The sequence below is a fragment of the Stenotrophomonas sp. 05N37 genome (assembly GCF_056397365.1).
In genome coordinates, this window is sequence record NZ_JBFTNG010000001.1 from 1,274,741 (window position 1) to 1,290,567 (window position 15,827).

General features: G+C 69.1%; 12 protein-coding genes. 5 read left to right on the forward strand and 7 right to left on the reverse strand.

The window, feature by feature from the left end; genetic code table 11:
• Window positions 1-56 precede the first annotated feature (56 nt).
• Together AC1DGC_RS05540 and AC1DGC_RS05545 are read right to left on the reverse strand one after the other, a co-directional pair.
• Window positions 57-1,073 (reverse strand): class 1 fructose-bisphosphatase, encoded by a 1,017-nt coding sequence (locus AC1DGC_RS05540; RefSeq protein WP_394164895.1) that lies wholly within the window; start codon window positions 1,071-1,073, stop codon window positions 57-59.
• Between the two features lie 980 nt (window positions 1,074-2,053).
• Window positions 2,054-3,256 (reverse strand): amino acid aminotransferase, encoded by a 1,203-nt coding sequence (locus AC1DGC_RS05545; RefSeq protein ID WP_394164349.1) that lies wholly within the window; start codon window positions 3,254-3,256, stop codon window positions 2,054-2,056.
• Between the two features lie 174 nt (window positions 3,257-3,430).
• On the opposite strand from AC1DGC_RS05545, the gene AC1DGC_RS05550 reads away from it, so the two are divergent.
• Window positions 3,431-5,557: a TonB-dependent receptor family protein gene (locus tag AC1DGC_RS05550; protein ID WP_478047377.1), complete on the forward strand. Its 2,127-nt coding sequence runs from the start codon at window positions 3,431-3,433 to the stop codon at window positions 5,555-5,557.
• A 30-nt stretch (window positions 5,558-5,587) separates the two neighbouring features.
• Here the strand turns inward: AC1DGC_RS05550 and AC1DGC_RS05555 are convergent, their stop codons facing one another.
• Window positions 5,588-5,914 carry a hypothetical protein gene (locus AC1DGC_RS05555; protein WP_259208002.1) on the reverse strand — a complete coding sequence of 109 codons (327 nt, stop codon included), beginning with the start codon at window positions 5,912-5,914 and terminating at the stop codon, window positions 5,588-5,590.
• A gap of 145 nt (window positions 5,915-6,059) precedes the next feature.
• On the opposite strand from AC1DGC_RS05555, the gene AC1DGC_RS05560 reads away from it, so the two are divergent.
• The 3 genes from AC1DGC_RS05560 (at window position 6,060) to ligD (ending at window position 10,056) form a co-directional block, all read left to right on the forward strand.
• On the forward strand, window positions 6,060-6,455 hold the full coding sequence (locus AC1DGC_RS05560) for a hypothetical protein (RefSeq protein ID WP_394164351.1): 396 nt from the start codon (window positions 6,060-6,062) through the stop codon (window positions 6,453-6,455).
• 91 nt (window positions 6,456-6,546) lie between these two features.
• Window positions 6,547-7,494 carry a non-homologous end joining protein Ku gene (gene ku, locus AC1DGC_RS05565; protein WP_478047378.1) on the forward strand — a complete coding sequence of 316 codons (948 nt, stop codon included), beginning with the start codon at window positions 6,547-6,549 and terminating at the stop codon, window positions 7,492-7,494.
• A 6-nt stretch (window positions 7,495-7,500) separates the two neighbouring features.
• Entirely contained in the window at window positions 7,501-10,056 is a 2,556-nt protein-coding gene (ligD, locus tag AC1DGC_RS05570) for a DNA ligase D (RefSeq protein WP_478047379.1), read from the forward strand.
• Window positions 10,057-10,135: 79 nt separating this feature from the next.
• Here the strand turns inward: ligD and AC1DGC_RS05575 are convergent, their stop codons facing one another.
• From AC1DGC_RS05575 to adh, 4 genes are all read right to left on the reverse strand, one after another.
• Complete coding sequence (locus tag AC1DGC_RS05575; protein ID WP_259207993.1) at window positions 10,136-10,552, reverse strand: hypothetical protein; 417 nt, start codon at window positions 10,550-10,552, stop codon at window positions 10,136-10,138.
• 19 nt (window positions 10,553-10,571) lie between these two features.
• Entirely contained in the window at window positions 10,572-10,949 is a 378-nt protein-coding gene (locus AC1DGC_RS05580) for a DUF779 domain-containing protein (RefSeq protein WP_394164354.1), read from the reverse strand.
• A gap of 111 nt (window positions 10,950-11,060) precedes the next feature.
• Complete coding sequence (adhP, locus tag AC1DGC_RS05585; RefSeq protein WP_478047380.1) at window positions 11,061-12,089, reverse strand: alcohol dehydrogenase AdhP; 1,029 nt, start codon at window positions 12,087-12,089, stop codon at window positions 11,061-11,063.
• 81 nt (window positions 12,090-12,170) lie between these two features.
• On the reverse strand, window positions 12,171-13,700 hold the full coding sequence (gene adh / locus AC1DGC_RS05590; RefSeq protein WP_478047381.1) for an aldehyde dehydrogenase: 1,530 nt from the start codon (window positions 13,698-13,700) through the stop codon (window positions 12,171-12,173).
• A gap of 236 nt (window positions 13,701-13,936) precedes the next feature.
• On the opposite strand from adh, the gene AC1DGC_RS05595 reads away from it, so the two are divergent.
• On the forward strand, window positions 13,937-15,823 hold the full coding sequence (locus tag AC1DGC_RS05595; protein WP_478047382.1) for a sigma-54-dependent Fis family transcriptional regulator: 1,887 nt from the start codon (window positions 13,937-13,939) through the stop codon (window positions 15,821-15,823).
• Window positions 15,824-15,827: the final 4 nt, after the last annotated feature.

Here is a 15,827-nt window from a genome sequence, read left to right on the forward strand (position 1 = left end):
TGCGGGGCGCGGAGGGATCGACGGGGCCGATATCGCATCGGCCCCGTCGATGGCGATCAGCCCTGCGCGCTGTCGTGCTCGCGGTGATAGCGGGTGGCTTCGGCCACTTCATGCCGCGAACCGAGGAACACCGGCACGCGCTGGTGCAACTGGTCGGGCTGGATATCCAGGATGCGCTCGCGCCCGGTGGTGGCGGCGCCGCCGGCCTGCTCCACCAGCAGGCCCATCGGGTTGGCTTCGTACATCAGGCGCAGCTTGCCGGCCTTGGACGGATCCTTCTTGTCCCACGGGTAGATGAAGATGCCGCCGCGGGTCAGGATGCGATGCACGTCGGCGACCATGCTGGCGATCCAGCGCATGTTGAAGTTCTTGCCACGCGCGCCTTCCTTGCCGGCCAGCAGGTCCTGCACGTAACCCTGCATCGGGGCTTCCCAATGGCGCTGGTTGGACATGTTGATGGCGAATTCCTGGGTGTCCGCCGGGATCTGCATGTCCGGGGTGGTCAGCACGAACTCGCCCTTCTCGCGGTCCAGGGTGAAGGCGTGCGTACCGTGGCCGACGGTGAGCACCATCTGCGTGCTCGGGCCGTAGATGCAGTAGCCGGCCGCGACCTGCGCGGTGCCTGGCTGCAGGAAGCTGGCATCGTTGGGCTGCTCGGTGCCCGGCGGGCAGCGCAGCACGGAGAAGATGGTGCCGACCGAGACGTTGACGTCGATGTTGGAGCTGCCGTCGAGGGGATCGAACAGGAGCAGGAAGTCGCCGCGCGGGTAGGTGTCCGGGACGGGCTGGCAGTGGTCCATTTCTTCCGAGGCGCAGGCGGCGAGGTGGCCGCCCCAGGCATTGGCCTCGAGCAGGATCTCGTTGCTGATCACGTCGAGCTTCTTCTGCGCTTCGCCCTGTACGTTGCCGGTACCGGCCTCGCCAAGCACGCCGCCCAGGGCGCCCTTGCTGACCGCGATGGAGATGCTGGTGCAGGCGCGGGCGACGACGGCGATCAGCTGGCGCAGATCGGCGTTGATGCGGCCGGCATGCTGCTCTTCGATCAGGTACCGGGTAAGCGACGTACGGGACATGGACTGTGGCTGCCAAAGACGTTTGGGGGCCATATTGTCGCCGGTCATCCACGGCATTACGAGGCAGGTGGGGATACGGCACCACGCCAGGTAGAGCCGAGCCATGCTCGGCTGCCTTTTCGCGCGGGGCAAGAGCAGCCGAGCATGGCTCGGCTCTACCTGGGATGCGCGCCGCCGCGACCGGACCCGATCCGCCGCATCGCGCCGCGAACCGATCCGCCGCGAACAAGAGAACGGCCCCACGAGGCGGTCGGTCTTCATTATTGGCGCCGGTCATCCACGGCATTACGAGGCAGGCGGGGATTCGGCAAAAAGCCAGGTAGAGCCGAGCCATGCTCGGCTGCCTTTCGCGCGGAGCAGGAGCAGCCGAGCATGGCTCGGCTCTACCTGGGCCGCGCGCCGCCGCGACCGGACCCGATCCGCCGCATCGCGCCGCGACCCGATCCGCCGCGAACAAGAGAACGGCCCCACGAGGCGGCCGCTCTTCATTATTGGCGCCGGTCATCCACGGCATTACGAGGCAGGCGGGATACGGCACAACGCCAAGTAGAGCCGAGCCATGCTCGGCTGCCTTTCGCGAGGGACAAGAGCAGCCGAGCATGGCTCGGCTCTACCTGGGATGCGCGCCGCCGCGACCGGACCCGATCCGCCGCATCTCGCCGCGACCCGACCCGCCGCGAACAAGAGAATGGCCGCACGAGGCGGCCGGTCTTCATTACTGTCGCCGGTCATCCACGGCATTACGAGGCAGGCGGGGATACGGCACAACGCCAGGTAGAGCCGAGCCATGCTCGGCTGCCTTTCGCGAGGGACAAGAGCAGCCGAGCATGGCTCGGCTCTACCAGGGATGCGCCCCGTCCAGTCCAGTCCCGCCGCGTCCTGTCCCATCCCGTCCCTCCCCGTCCCTCCCCGTCCCACCGCGCGGCGAACAGCAGAACGGCCGCACAAGGCGGCCGTTCTTCATTGCACTACCGAACGCATCAGCCCCTGGCGACGGTCGCCACGGCCTGGGCCACGTACGCCAGGTTGCCCTGGTTGAGCGCGGCCACGCAGATGCGGCCGGTGCCGACGGCGTAGATGCCGAACTCGTCGCGCAGGCGGTCCACCTGCGGGCGGGTCAGGCCCGAGTACGAGAACATGCCGGCCTGGTCGTTGATGAAGGCGAACTGCGGTGCACCGGCGGCGACGAGGTTCTCCACCAGGCCGTGGCGCAGGGCGTGGATGCGCTCGCGCATCTCGGTCAGTTCCGCTTCCCACACCTGGCGCAGTTCGGTGCTGTTGAGCACGCCGGCCACCAGCGCCGCGCCGTGGTTGGACGGGCTGGAGTAGATGGTGCGGATGATGCGCTTGACCTGCGACTGCACGGCCTTGGCCGCGGTCGCGTCCGGGGCCACCACCGACAGCGCGCCAATGCGTTCGCCGTACAGCGAGAACGACTTGGAGTACGAGTTGGCGACCACGAAGCTGTCGATACCGGCTTCGGCGATGATGCGCACCGCGGCGCCGTCTTCGCTGATGCCCTTGTCGAAGCCCTGGTAGGCCATGTCGATGAACGGGAACAGCTGGCGGTCCTTCAGCAGTTCGGCCACCTGCTTCCACTGGGCCAGGGTGAGGTCGGCACCGGTGGGGTTGTGGCAGCAGGCGTGCAGCAGCACTACCGTGCCCGGCTGCAGCTTGCCGAGGTCGGCCAGCATGGCGTCGAAGTCCACGCCATGGGTGGACGGATCGAAGTAGCTGTATTCGACGACCTCGAAGCCGGCGGCGCCGAACACGGCGCGGTGGTTTTCCCAGCTCGGGTTGCTGATGGCGATGGTGGCGTGCGGCAGCAGCTTGTGCAGCAGGTCCGCGCCGACGCGCAGCGCACCGCTGCCGCCGATGGTCTGCGAGGTGGCCACGCGGCCGGCGGCCAGCAGCGGCGAATCCTTGCCGAAGACCAGTTCGCGGGTGGCCTGGTTGTAGGCCGGCAGGCCGTCGATCGGCAGGTAGCCGCGCGGTTTGGCGTCATTGGCCAGCTGCTGCTCGATCTGCTTGACGGCGCGAAGCAGCGGAATGCGGCCGCTCTCGTCGTAGTAGATGCCCACACCCAGGTTGACCTTGGTCGGGCGGCTGTCGGCGTTGTATGCCTCGGTCAGGCCCAGGATCGGGTCGCCTGGGACCAGTTCCACATTTGCAAAGAAGGACACGGCGGTACTCATTCGGATGACGGAAGGGGGAGGATGTCGCGACGCAGGTTGCGGCAGAATCAGCCAAAACCGACCCATCGTAACAAAGCCACGCCGAGGGCGCGGCGGCCGCCGTCACAACCGCTTCCCGTACCATGGCGTGCGGCCCCCACCCCGCCGAGGACCTCGTACCGTATGCGCCGTTTGCCCCCGTTCGTTCCCTCCTGCGCGCTGCTTTCGGCGGTGTTTCTGCCGAACCTGGCACAGGCTGCACCCCCCGCCGACGGTGCCCCGCCCGTGGAGCGACTGCCCACCGTTCAGGTGCAGGCCGCGCGGGTACAGCAGGTGGAGGATGTGGACCTGCCGGCGTCGCTCACCACGGTGTGGCTGGATGACGAGGCCAACGGGAGGCTGGCCCAGCTGTCCGAGGTGCTGGGAGGCATTCCCGGGGTGGTCGCGCGTGATCGCCAGAACTATGCGCAGGACACCCAGCTGTCGATCCGCGGCTTCGGTGCGCGCTCCACCTTCGGCGTGCGCGGCGTGCGCGTGCTGGTCGACGGGGTGCCGGCGACCATGCCCGATGGCCAGGGCCAGCTCTCCCACGCCAGCCTGCTCTCGGCGCAGCGGGTGGAGGTGCTGCGGGGCCCGTTCTCCGCGCTGTATGGCAACTCCTCCGGCGGCGTGGTGCAGGTCTGGAGCGCCGAGGGCGCAGCGGATGACCCGTGGCGGTTGCGCCTGGACACCGGCAGCGACAACACCGTCAGCGCCGGCGCGCAGCTGCGCGGCCAGCAGGGGCCGATCCGCTACAACGTGGCGGCCAACCATTTCCGCACCGATGGCTGGCGCGAGCACAGCGCCGCGCGGCGCGAATCGCTCAATGCACGGCTGGGGGCCGACGTGGGCGGCGGCCAGTTGGACCTGGTCCTGAACTACTTCGATTCGCCCGACGCGCAGGACCCGCTGGGGCTGAGCCGGGCCCAGGTCAACGCCGACCCGCGCCAGGCCACGTCGGTGGCCACGCAGTACAACACCCGCAAATCGGTGCGCCAGGCCCAGGCCGGGCTGGTCTTCACCCGTACCGACGGCGCCCACACCTGGCGCGCGATGGGCTACGCCGGGCAGCGCAGCGTCGAGCAGTTCCTGGCGATCCCGCCGGCGCCGCAGGCCAACCCGCTGCATGCCGGCGGGGTGATCGACCTGGACGGGGACTACGGTGGCGTGGATGCGCGCTGGAGCTGGCATGGCGACTGGGCCGGGCGGCCGTTGGATCTGGTGATCGGCGCCAATGCCGACCGACAGGCGCAGGATCGCCGCGGTTACGAGAACTTCGTCGGGGATCAGGTGGGCATCAAGGGACGCCTGCGTCGCGACCAGGCCGACCGCGTCGAGAACGTCGACCAGTTCGCCCAGGCCTGGTGGCGGTGGGCGCCGCGCTGGTCGCTGCTGCTCGGCGTGCGGCATAGCACGGTGCGGTTCCGCTCCAGCGATCACTACATCACCGCCGGCAACCCCGACGACAGCGGTTCGCGGCGTTACGACGCCACCACCCCGGTCGCCGGGGTGGTGTTCCGTGCAAGCGACGCCTGGCGGCTGTACGCCTCGGCCGGGCGGGGCTTCGAGACGCCGACCTTCAACGAGCTGGGCTATCGCGCCGACGGCCAGGCCGGGCTGGCGCTGGACCTGTCCGCCGCGCGCAGCCGCAACGTGGAGGTGGGCAGCAAGTGGCATGCGCAGAGCGGCGCGCAGGTCGAGGCGGCGCTGTTCCGCGCCGATACCGATGACGAGCTGGCGGTGGCCAGCAACAGCGGCGGCCGCAGCACCTACCGCAACATCGGCCGCACCCGCCGTGAGGGTGCCGAGGCCCGCTATGCGCAACCGCTGGGCACGCAGGCCGACCTGTCGCTGGCCTACACCTGGATCGAGGCCACGGTGCGTGATCCGTATCCGCTGTGCGGCAGCTCCGGCTGCACGACCGTCGCCGCCGGCGCGCGCCTGCCCGGGGTACCCCAGCAGCAGTGGAACGTGCGTCTGCAGTACCGGCCCGGGCCCTGGCAGTGGGCCGCCGAGGTGGTGGCCTCCAGCGACACCGTGGTCAACGACCTGGCCACCGAGAAAGCCGCTGGATACGCGTTGCTGAACCTGGAAGTGGCGCGCCGCTGGAGCACCGCCCAAGGCACGCTGCGCGCCTTCGCCGGGATCGACAACGTGCTGGACCAGCGCTACATCGGCTCGGTCATCGTCAACGATGGCAACCAGCGCTATTTCGAGCCGGGCCCGGACCGCCGTTACAGCGTCGGCCTGCAGTGGCAGTGGGCGCCGTGACCGGCGCCTGAGCCGGCGCCGGCGGGTGGGTCAGCGCGGCACCTTGGCCGGCACGAACGGCGAGGTGGGGTCGCTCGCCGGGAAGGTCTCGTCCAGTGCCTCGTCCTGGTTGTCGCTGGCGTGGTCCTTGCGGGCCTGGCGCTGCTCGGGGTGTTCGCGGCCGCCGGGGTGCGGGGTGCCGGTGGGGTCCTTGCGGTCGCGATAGCCATGGCTGGGGCCGGCGACCACCGGCAGGTGGTCCGGGTCGGCGGGCGCGGGCATGCCGGCGCCGCGGTCCTCGGCGTCCTGGTTGTCGTGCTTGGCGCGCTGTTCGCCTGGAACGGGCGTGGTGGCTTCGCGCAGTGGATCGCGTTGCATGGGGGTATCTCCAGGACGGGGGCAACCACTACAGCGCTTGCCAGGTGAAGTCCCTGCGAATCGCCCGCTTTGAACGGATCTGTCACGGCTGGCTAACGGCGGCGGGGCTATTCCTGCCTGCCCCACGCACTGCCGGAGTCGTGCCATGCCCCGCCTCGACCGCCGCGCCGCCCCCGCGCTGTTCCACGCCTACCTGGAGCCGGTCCGGAGCGCGCGTCGCGTGCGCCGCGACCGCACCGAGGAAGCCCAGGCGGTGGCCCAGGACTACCTGCAGTACATGCGCAACGATTACGAGCAGCGGCGCGGCCACGGCCACCGCAGTTGGCGCGACCTGTACCCCGCGTATGCCTTCGCGCTTACCACCCATTACGCGGACTGGCCGCGCGGCAGCGATGACACCGATGGCGAGCTGGCCGAGCACTGGGAACAGATGCGCGGGCAGTCGCGGCTGGGCTGGGCGCAGGCGCGCGGCATCGTCGAGGACGCCTGGCTGGCGCTGGACCACATGCCGGCCACGGCGGTGCACGGCCTGCTGCAGTAGCGCGTAAAGGGCACCTGCACGGTGCGGACACGGGCGTTTCACGTGGGCCGGGGTACAGCTGCGTTCTCTACCACGCTGGAGTAGCACCGCCATGGCCCGACCGATCTGGACCGGCACCTTGTCGTTCGGGTTGCTCAACGTCCCGGTGTCGCTGATGTCGGGCGAACGCAAGGTCGACCTGCAGTTCCGCATGCTCGACTCGCGCGACCGCAAGCCGATCCGCTTCGAGCGGGTCAACGCGGACACCGGCGAGGAAGTGCCGTGGAAGGACATCGTGAAAGCGTACGAGTACGACAAGGGCAGCTACGTCGTGCTGGAAGAGGACGACATCCGCTCGGCCGCGCCGGAGAGCCACGAGGCGGTGGAAGTGGAAACCTTTGTCGATGCCACCACCATCGATCCGCGGTACTACGAGAAGCCCTACCTGCTGGTGCCGGCCAAAAAGGCCGAGAAGGGCTACGTGCTGTTGCGCGAGACGCTGCGCAAGACCGGAAAAGTCGGCATCGCCCGGGTGGTGGTGCGCACGCGCGAGTACCTGTGCGCGGTGATGCCACACGGCGACGGCCTGGTGCTGATGATCCTGCGCTACCCGCAGGAGCTGGTGGACCCGGACGATTACAAGCTGCCCAGCGGCAGCCTGGCCGAGTACCGGATCAGCAGCAAGGAAACCGCGATGGCCGAGCAGCTCATCGATTCGATGTCCGGTGAGTGGAAGCCGGATGACTACCACGACGAGTTCCGCGAGCGCCTGCAGACGCTGCTGACCAAGCGGATCAAATCCAAAGGCGGCACCACCCGGGTGGAGGACGAGCCTGTCCCGCGCGAGGACGATGCCACCAACGTGGTCGACTTCATGTCGCTGCTGCAGAAAAGCCTGGATGCGAAAAAGCGCACGCCGGCGAAGAAGACGGCGGTGACCGCCGCGCCCAGGAAGCCGGCGGCGAAGAAGGCCGCGGCGAAAAAGGCCAAGCCTGCCGGGAAAGCCGCCAAGGCGACCAAAAAGACCGCCACGCGCAGCACCACGCGCAAGGCCGGATAAGCGCACATGTCACTGCAGGAATACCGTCGCAAACGCCGTTTCGATGGCACGCCCGAACCCGACGCCGAGCGTCGCGGCGCACAGGCACGCCGCCCGATCTTCGTGGTGCAGCTGCACCACGCCAGTTCACGGCATTACGACTTTCGCCTGGAAGCCGATGGCGTGCTCAAGAGCTGGGCGGTGCCGAAGGGGCCGTCGCTGCGCGTGGGCGAGAAGCGCCTGGCCGTGGAAGTGGAAGACCATCCGCTGTCTTATGCGACGTTTGAAGGCGATATTCCGACCGGCCATTACGGCGCCGGACACGTGGATGTGTACGACCACGGCACCTGGGCGTGCGACGGCGATCCGCTCGAGGCGATGGCCGCCGGCAAGCTCGACTTCGTCCTGCACGGTGAGCGGCTCAAGGGCGGCTGGAAGCTGGTGCGTACCGCGATGAAGGGCAAGCAGCACCAGTGGCTGCTGATCAAACGCGACGATGACGATGCACGCGATGCGGAGGCCGACGACCTGCTCGATACGGCGCCTGCACGGCGTACGGCTGGCAAGCGGACGGCCGCCTCGACGCCCCGCGCTGGCACCGGCAAGGCAGTGAAGAAGGCCGCCAAGGCACCGGCGGTGCGCAAGGCCGACGCGCGCTGGCACGCGCGCGCGCTGGCGCTCCCGGACGCGCGGGACACACCCTATCCGCCCGGCTTCAAGCCGCAGTTGACCGATCACCGCGCCACCGCCCCGGACGGCGATGGCTGGCTGCACGAGATCAAATGGGACGGCTACCGCCTGCTGGCCGAGGTCAGCGATGGCGTGGTGTCGTTACGCTCGCGCGGTGGCCTGAGCTGGACCGATGACTTCCCCGAAGTGGTGCAGGCGCTGTCGGCGCTGCCGGTGCGCGACCTGCGCCTGGACGGCGAGCTGGTGGTGCTGGATGCGCAGGGTCGCAGCGATTTCACCGCGCTGCAGAAGGTCATCGACGGCACGGCGAAACAACCGCTGCGCTATGTGGCATTCGACATGCCCGGCCTTGCCGGCGTGGACATCAGCCGCTCGCCGTTGCTGGCACGCAAGGCGCTGCTCAAGGACCTGATCGGCCCCACGCCCGGCACGCTGGCCTACAGCGAGCACGTGATCGATCACGGGCCTGAGGTGTTCGCGGCCAGCGGCGATGCCGGGTTCGAAGGCATCATCAGCAAGCGCATCGATGCCGCCTACGTCAACGCGCGATCGCCGGCCTGGATCAAGATCAAGCACGAGAACACCGATGAGTTCCTGATCGTCGGCTACACCGAACCCAAGGGCGCACGCAGCGGGTTTGGTTCGTTGTTGATGGCCACCCCGGACAAGGGCGGCCTGCGCTACGTGGGCCGTGTCGGCACCGGGTTCGACGATGCGCTGCTGCGCACGCTGACCCGGCAGCTCGCCGCCCTGGCCGTGGACGATGCGGCGGTCACCCTGCCCGCGCATGTGCCGTTCCCCGCGCGCAGCGTGCACTGGGTGGCGCCGGTACTGGTGGCCGAGGTTGCCTTCCGCGGCTGGGCCAAGGAAGGCTTGTTGCGCCAGGCCAGTTTCAAGCGCCTGCGCGAGGACAAGGCCGCGAAAGATCTGGGCGGCGCGCGGAAAGCCTCTACCGCCGAAAAAAAACCCCACGCCAGCAAGACCCGGACCAAGGCCAGCGCCGCGGCGGCAACCCGCGGTGCCGATGACGACGCGGGTGACGTCAACATCAGCCACCCCGAGCGCGTGGTGTTCGCCAAGGCGAAAATCACGAAGGGCGAGGTGGCCGACTACTACCGGCAGATGGCACGGTGGATCCTGCCCGAGGTGGCGCGCCGGCCGCTGTCGCTGCTGCGCTGCCCGGATGGGGTGGACAAACCCTGCTTCTTCCAGAAGCACCACGGCACCGGCCTGGGCGAGGCGGTGCAGGCCATCCCGCTGGAACAGAAGAGCGGGCGCGAGGACTACCTCTACATCGAGGATGTGCAGGGCCTGCTGCAGCTGGTGCAGATGAACACGCTGGAGCTGCACCCATGGGGCGCCACGGTGGCCGACCCCGAGCACCCGGACCGGCTGGTGTTCGACCTGGACCCTGGCGAGGGCGTCAGCTGGGCGCAGGTCAAGACCGCCGCACGCGATATCCGCGACCGCTTGCTGGAGACCGGCCTGCAGAGCTTCGTACGCCTGTCCGGCGGCAAGGGCGTGCACGTGGTGGTGCCATTGCAGCCCAAGGCCGACTGGGCGCAGGCCAAGGTGTTCTGCGAGGCCTTCGCGCAGGCCATGGCCGAGCATGCCCCGGACCGCTACGTGGCCACCATGAGCAAGGCCAAGCGCACGGGGGTGATCTTCATCGACTGGTTGCGCAATGCGCGCGGTGCCACCAGCGTGTGTTCCTGGTCGCTGCGCGCGCGGCCCGGTGCCGGCGTGGCGGTGCCGCTGCGCTGGGAAGAGCTGGGCCGGGTAAGCGCACCGGATGCGTTCCCGTTGGCCAAGGCCCTGCAGCGGGCGCAGCGGTTGAAGCAGGACCCGTGGGAGGGCATCGACACGGTGAAGCAGGTCCTGCCCGGGGCCTGATCCACCGCAGCACCGTCGCCCTTCCACCCGCCTTCCGGACACGCGCGCGGAGGCGGCCCTGCCTCGCCGTGCATGACCCTCAACGCGGTCGGCAGCGCGCGCCCAGCCAGATCCCGGCCGCCTGCACCGGTAGCGAGACCAGCAGCACCACCACGAACCAGAACGGGAACTCGCTGCCCAGGTCCCAGGCCGCATAGACCGATGCGGCGGCAATCACCGCCCAGACCACGCCCCCGTGCACGTAGGGCGCCTTCGGTGCATAGCGCGCGGCGAACGCGGTGGCGGCCGCGCCACCGAGGATGGTCCAGGCCAGGTCCCAGCCCAGCCGTGCCTGCCCGCCCTCGCCGAGCCCGATCCACGGCGCGATCCAGCCGGCGGCGCCGCTGACCATGCCGAGCACGAACAGCGCCACCACCACGCACAGCACGGAGAGCACGGCGGTCTTGGCAAGCGACAACGCGGACATGGCGATCCAGGGCACGGGCAGGGCGCCCATTATGGACGCCTGCGCCGGCTCAGGCCTTGCCGGCGGCCCTGAGCCGGGCGAACTCGGCATCGCTGAACAGCCGCGAGCGCACCAGGAAGCGCACGCCCTCGCCGTTCTCCAGCGAGAACATGCCGCCACGCCCGGGCACCACGTCGATGATCAGCTGGGTGTGCTTCCAGTACTCGAACTGCGAGGCACTGATGTAGAACGGCGCGCCGCCGATGTCCCCCAGCCGCACGTCGCGATCGCCGACGATGAAGTCGCCCTGCGCGAAGCACATCGGCGAGGAGCCATCGCAGCAGCCGCCGGACTGGTGGAACAGCAGGTCGCCATGGCGAGCCTGCAGCGTCTCGATCAGTCGCAACGCCGGCAGCGTGGCCATTACCTGGAGCGGGAGGTCGGTCATGATCGGGGTGCCATGGGCGCCGGCCCATGGCCGGCAGGACGGAAGAACCGGCGCTGCCGTCCTGCTGCCGCCGGGAGAGGGGAGCGACGCAGGACGGCAACGCGCAGCCGGTTACGCGCTCATGTCCAGCACCACGCGGCCCTCGATCTTGCCGGCGTGCATGCGCGCGAAGATATCGTTGATGTTCTCCAGCGAATCGCTTGTGACCGTGGCGGCCACCTTGCCCTGCTCGGCGAATACCAGCGATTCCTGCAGGTCCAGCCGGGTGCCGACGATCGAGCCGCGCACGGTGATGCCATTGAGCACCATGCCGAAGATATCCAGCGGGAAGTTGCCCGGCGGCAGGCCGTTCAACGAGACCGTGCCGCCACGGCGGACCATGCCCAGCGCCTGCTCGAAGGCCTTCGGCGAGACGGCCGTGACCAGCGCGCCATGCGCACCGCCGATCTCCTTCTTCAGGAAGGCGGCCGGGTCGGTGTTGCGCGCGTTGACGGTGATCGTCGCGCCGAGTCGCTCGGCCAGCGCAAGCTTGCCATCGTCGATATCCACCGCCGCCACGTTCAACCCCATCGCCTTGGCGTACTGCACGGCCATGTGGCCCAACCCGCCGATCCCGGAGATCACCACCCACTGCCCGGGCCGGGTGTCGGTGACCTTCAGGCCCTTGTACACGGTGACGCCGGCGCACAGGATCGGCGCCACCTCGATGAAGCCCACGTTTTTGGGCAGCAGGCCCACGTAATCGGCGTTGGCCAGGGCGTATTCGGCGAAGCCGCCGTTGACCGAGTAACCGGTGTTCTGCTGGGCTTCGCACAGGGTTTCCCACCCGCCCATGCAGTGCTCGCAGTGGCCGCACGCCGAGTACAGCCACGGGATGCCGACGCGGTCGCCTTCGCGGATATGGCGCACACCGGCACCCACCGCGACCACGTGGCCGACGCCTTCATGGCCGGGGATGAACGGAGGATTGGGTTTGACCGGCCAGTCGCCGTCGACCGCGTGCAGGTCGGTGTGGCACACGCCACACGCTTCGATCTTCACCAGGATGTCGCCCGGGCCGGGACGCGGCACCTCGACCTCCTCGATGCGCAACGGCGTGCCGAACTCGCGGACGACCGCGGCCTTCATGGTCTTGTTCATGCGTGGATCTCCGTGGATTGCCAATGACGGCACTGTGGCGCCGGCCTCATGCCGGCGCCTTGATCGGAATCAACCGGGGGCTCAGAAGAAGCCCAGCTTCTTCGGCGAGTAGCTGACCAGCAGGTTCTTGGTCTGCTGGTAGTGGTCGAGCATCATCTTGTGGTTCTCGCGACCGATGCCCGACTGCTTGTAGCCACCGAAGGCCGCGTGCGCCGGGTAGGCGTGGTAGCAGTTGGTCCAGACCCGCCCGGCCTGGATGCCGCGGCCCATGCGGTACAGGCGCGAGGCATCGCGGCTCCACACGCCGGCACCCAGGCCGTACAGGGTGTCGTTGGCGAGCTCCAGCGCTTCCTCTTCGGTCTTGAACGTGGTCACGGAGACCACCGGCCCGAAGATCTCCTCCTGGAACACGCGCATCCTGTTATGGCCCTTGAACACCGTCGGCTTCACGTAGAAGCCGCCGGCCAGGTCGCCGTCGAGCTTGGCCTGCTCGCCGCCGATCAGCACCTGCGCACCTTCCTGCCGGCCGATGTCGAAGTAGGAGAGGATCTTTTCCAACTGCTCGGAGGAGGCCTGTGCGCCGACCATGGTGGTGGGATCGAGTGGATTGCCCTGTTTGATCGCGGCCACGCGCGCGAGCGCACGCTCCATGAATTTCTCGTAGATCGATTCCTGGATCAGCGCGCGCGAGGGGCAGGTGCACACCTCGCCCTGGTTGAAGGCGAACAGCACGAAGCCTTCAACGGCCTTGTCGAGGAAGTCATCGTCCTCGGCCATCACGTCGGCGAAGAAGATGTTCGGCGACTTGCCGCCCAGTTCGAGCGTCACCGGGATCAGGTTCTGGCTGGCGTACTGCATGATCAGACGGCCGGTGGTGGTCTCGCCGGTGAAGGCGATCTTGGCGATGCGCGGGTTGGAGGCCAGCGGCTTGCCCGCCTCCACGCCAAAGCCGTTGACCACGTTGAGCACGCCCTTGGGCAGCAGGTCGCCGATGACCTCCATCAGCACCAGGATCGAGGCCGGGGTCTGCTCGGCCGGCTTGAGCACCACGCAGTTGCCGGCCGCCAGCGCCGGGGCGAGTTTCCAGGCGGCCATCAGCATCGGGAAGTTCCACGGGATGATCTGCCCCACCACGCCGAGTGGCTCATGGAAGTGGTAGGCGACGGTGTCCTTGTCGATCTCCGACAGGCTGCCTTCCTGTGCGCGCACCGCACCGGCGAAGTAGCGGAAGTGGTCGGCCATCAGCGGCACGTCGGCGTTGAGCGTCTCGCGGATCGGCTTGCCGTTGTCCCAGGTCTCGGCATGCGCGAGCAGCTCGAGGTTCTCTTCGATGCGGTCGGCGATCCGGTTGAGGATGTTGGCGCGCTCGGTGGTCGAGGTCTGGCCCCAGGCGGCCCTGGCGGCGTGCGCGGCGTCGAGGGCGGCCTCGATGTCCTCGGCATTGGAGCGCGCCACCTCGGTGAACACCTTGCCGGTCACCGGGGTGGTGTTCTCGAAGTACTGGCCGCTGCGCGGGGCCACCCACTCCCCGCCGATGTAGTTGCCGTAGCGCGGCTTGAAGATGGACTGGGGATCGGTGGCGTGCGGCTTGGCGGACGTGACAGCGTTCATCGGGGTGTCTCCGGCAGAGGTGGAAAGGCCCATCGGGGTCCCTTCCCTGCCGCAAGGACGATGCCAGCTTTGCCCTGCTGCACTGCGGCACCCGCTCATGCGGTGCGGTGCCGCACTCGACCCATCGAATCTGTGGCAGTGCAGCACGGCAGGTCATTGCGCGGTAACGCCGGCTGTGCTGTTTATCGGAACAGGTCCCGCTACAACTGTCGCAGAGTGCGACACTGGAGAATCAGGTGTCCCAGCTTCCGCTCCAGCACCGCGTCGGCAATGCGCGCCGCTCGTTCTTCGAGCGCGGCGCGGCGCCGGTCGGCATCGTCCCCGATACCATCCTGCAGTCGTGGCAACGCTGCCTGCGTGGCGGCTTGTCGGTGGATGCGCAGCCGGAGGTGGAGCCGCTGCCGGATGCGCGCCTGCGCGAACTGCGCGAGCGCCAGCAGAAGCTGTGGCGCCTGGCACGCCCGGAGCTGGACGGCCTGGCGGCCGATATCGCCGCGGCCGGCAGCATCGTGCTGCTCACCGACGAGGATGGCTGGATCCTCGACGCAGAAGGCAATCCTGGCTTCCTGGACAAAGCCGGGCGCGTGGCGCTGATGCCGGGCGTGCGCTGGGATGAGACCACGGTGGGCACCAACGCGATCGGCACCGCGATCGTCGAAGGCCGCTCGGTGGAAGTGCGCGGCGGCGAACACTACTTCGCCCCGCACGGCATCCTGACCTGCTCGGCCACGCCGATCTTCGACCCCTACGGCCAGCGCGTGGGCGTGCTGGACATCTCCGGGGACGCGCGCCTGCAGCACCTGCATGCCCGGGTCCTGGCGCGGCAGGCCGTGGCGCACATCGAGCACCGCTACTTCGACAGCGGGCTGGCCGATTGCCAGCTGCTGCGCCTTCACCATGATGCGGCCCTGTTGGGCACCGCCCGCGAAGGCATCCTCGGCTTCCGCAGCGGGCGGCTGGTGGCGGCCAACCGCGCCGGGCTGGCGCTGTTCGGGCTGGAGCATGCCGACATCGGCCACGCACCGTATGCGGCGCTGTTCGATGGGCCGCTGGCGCGGTTGCACGACGATGGCGCGTTGATCGACCGCCAGGGCCGCGCGCTGTACGGTCACCTGGACGATCGCAGCCACGCGCCGTCGCGGGTACCTGCCCCCGGGCGTGCGCCCGCCGCCTTGCCGGTGCCGCCGCGCCGTGTCGCCCCGGTGGATGCCACGCCTTTGTTCGATGCCGACCAGCAGCGCGTGCTGGAACGGGCCTGCCGCGTGCTGGATGCGCAGCTACCGGTACTGCTGCAGGGCGAGACCGGGACCGGCAAGGACGTCGTCGCGCGTGAACTGCACCGGCGCAGCATGCGTGCCGGCAAGCCGTTCGTGGCGGTCAACTGCGCGGCGCTGCCCGAGGGCCTGATCGAAGCCGAGTTGTTCGGCTACGAAGAGGGCGCGTTCACCGGTGCGCGCCGGCAAGGCAGCCCGGGCCTGCTGCGCCAGGCGCAGGGCGGGGTGTTGTTCCTGGATGAAATCGGCGACATGCCGCTGGCCCTGCAGCCGCGCCTGTTGCGGGTCCTGCAGGAACGCACGCTGTCGCCGCTGGGCGGTGGAAAGCCGGTCCAACTGGATTTCGCGCTGATCTGCGCCACCCACCGCGACCTGGACCAGGCCATGCAGGCCGGCGGGTTCCGCAGCGACCTGTACTACCGCATCGCCGACCACACCGTCACCTTGCCGCCGTTGCGCGAGCATGCCGACCGCCCCGCCCTGGTGGCCGGGCTGTGGGCACGCCTGGGCCAGGGCCGCGTGCTGGAGCCCGCGGCGCAGGCGGCGCTGGCCGCGCATGCCTGGCCAGGCAACGTACGCCAACTGTGCGCGTGCCTGCGCACGCTGGTGGCGTTGAGCGAACCCGGTGAGGCCATCGGCCTGGACGCACTGCCGGCCCAGGTCCGCATGCCCGCGCCAGCGGTGGCGCCGGCGCGTGGCGCTGACGCAGGACTGCAGGCGATGACCCTGGCGGCGATGCGCGACGCGCTGGCCGCCAGTGAGGGCAATGTGGCGCAGGCGGCGCGGGCGCTGGGCATCAGCCGCAGCACCCTGTACCGCCGCCTCGGCGAGGCCGCCCACCGGCGCTGAGCCG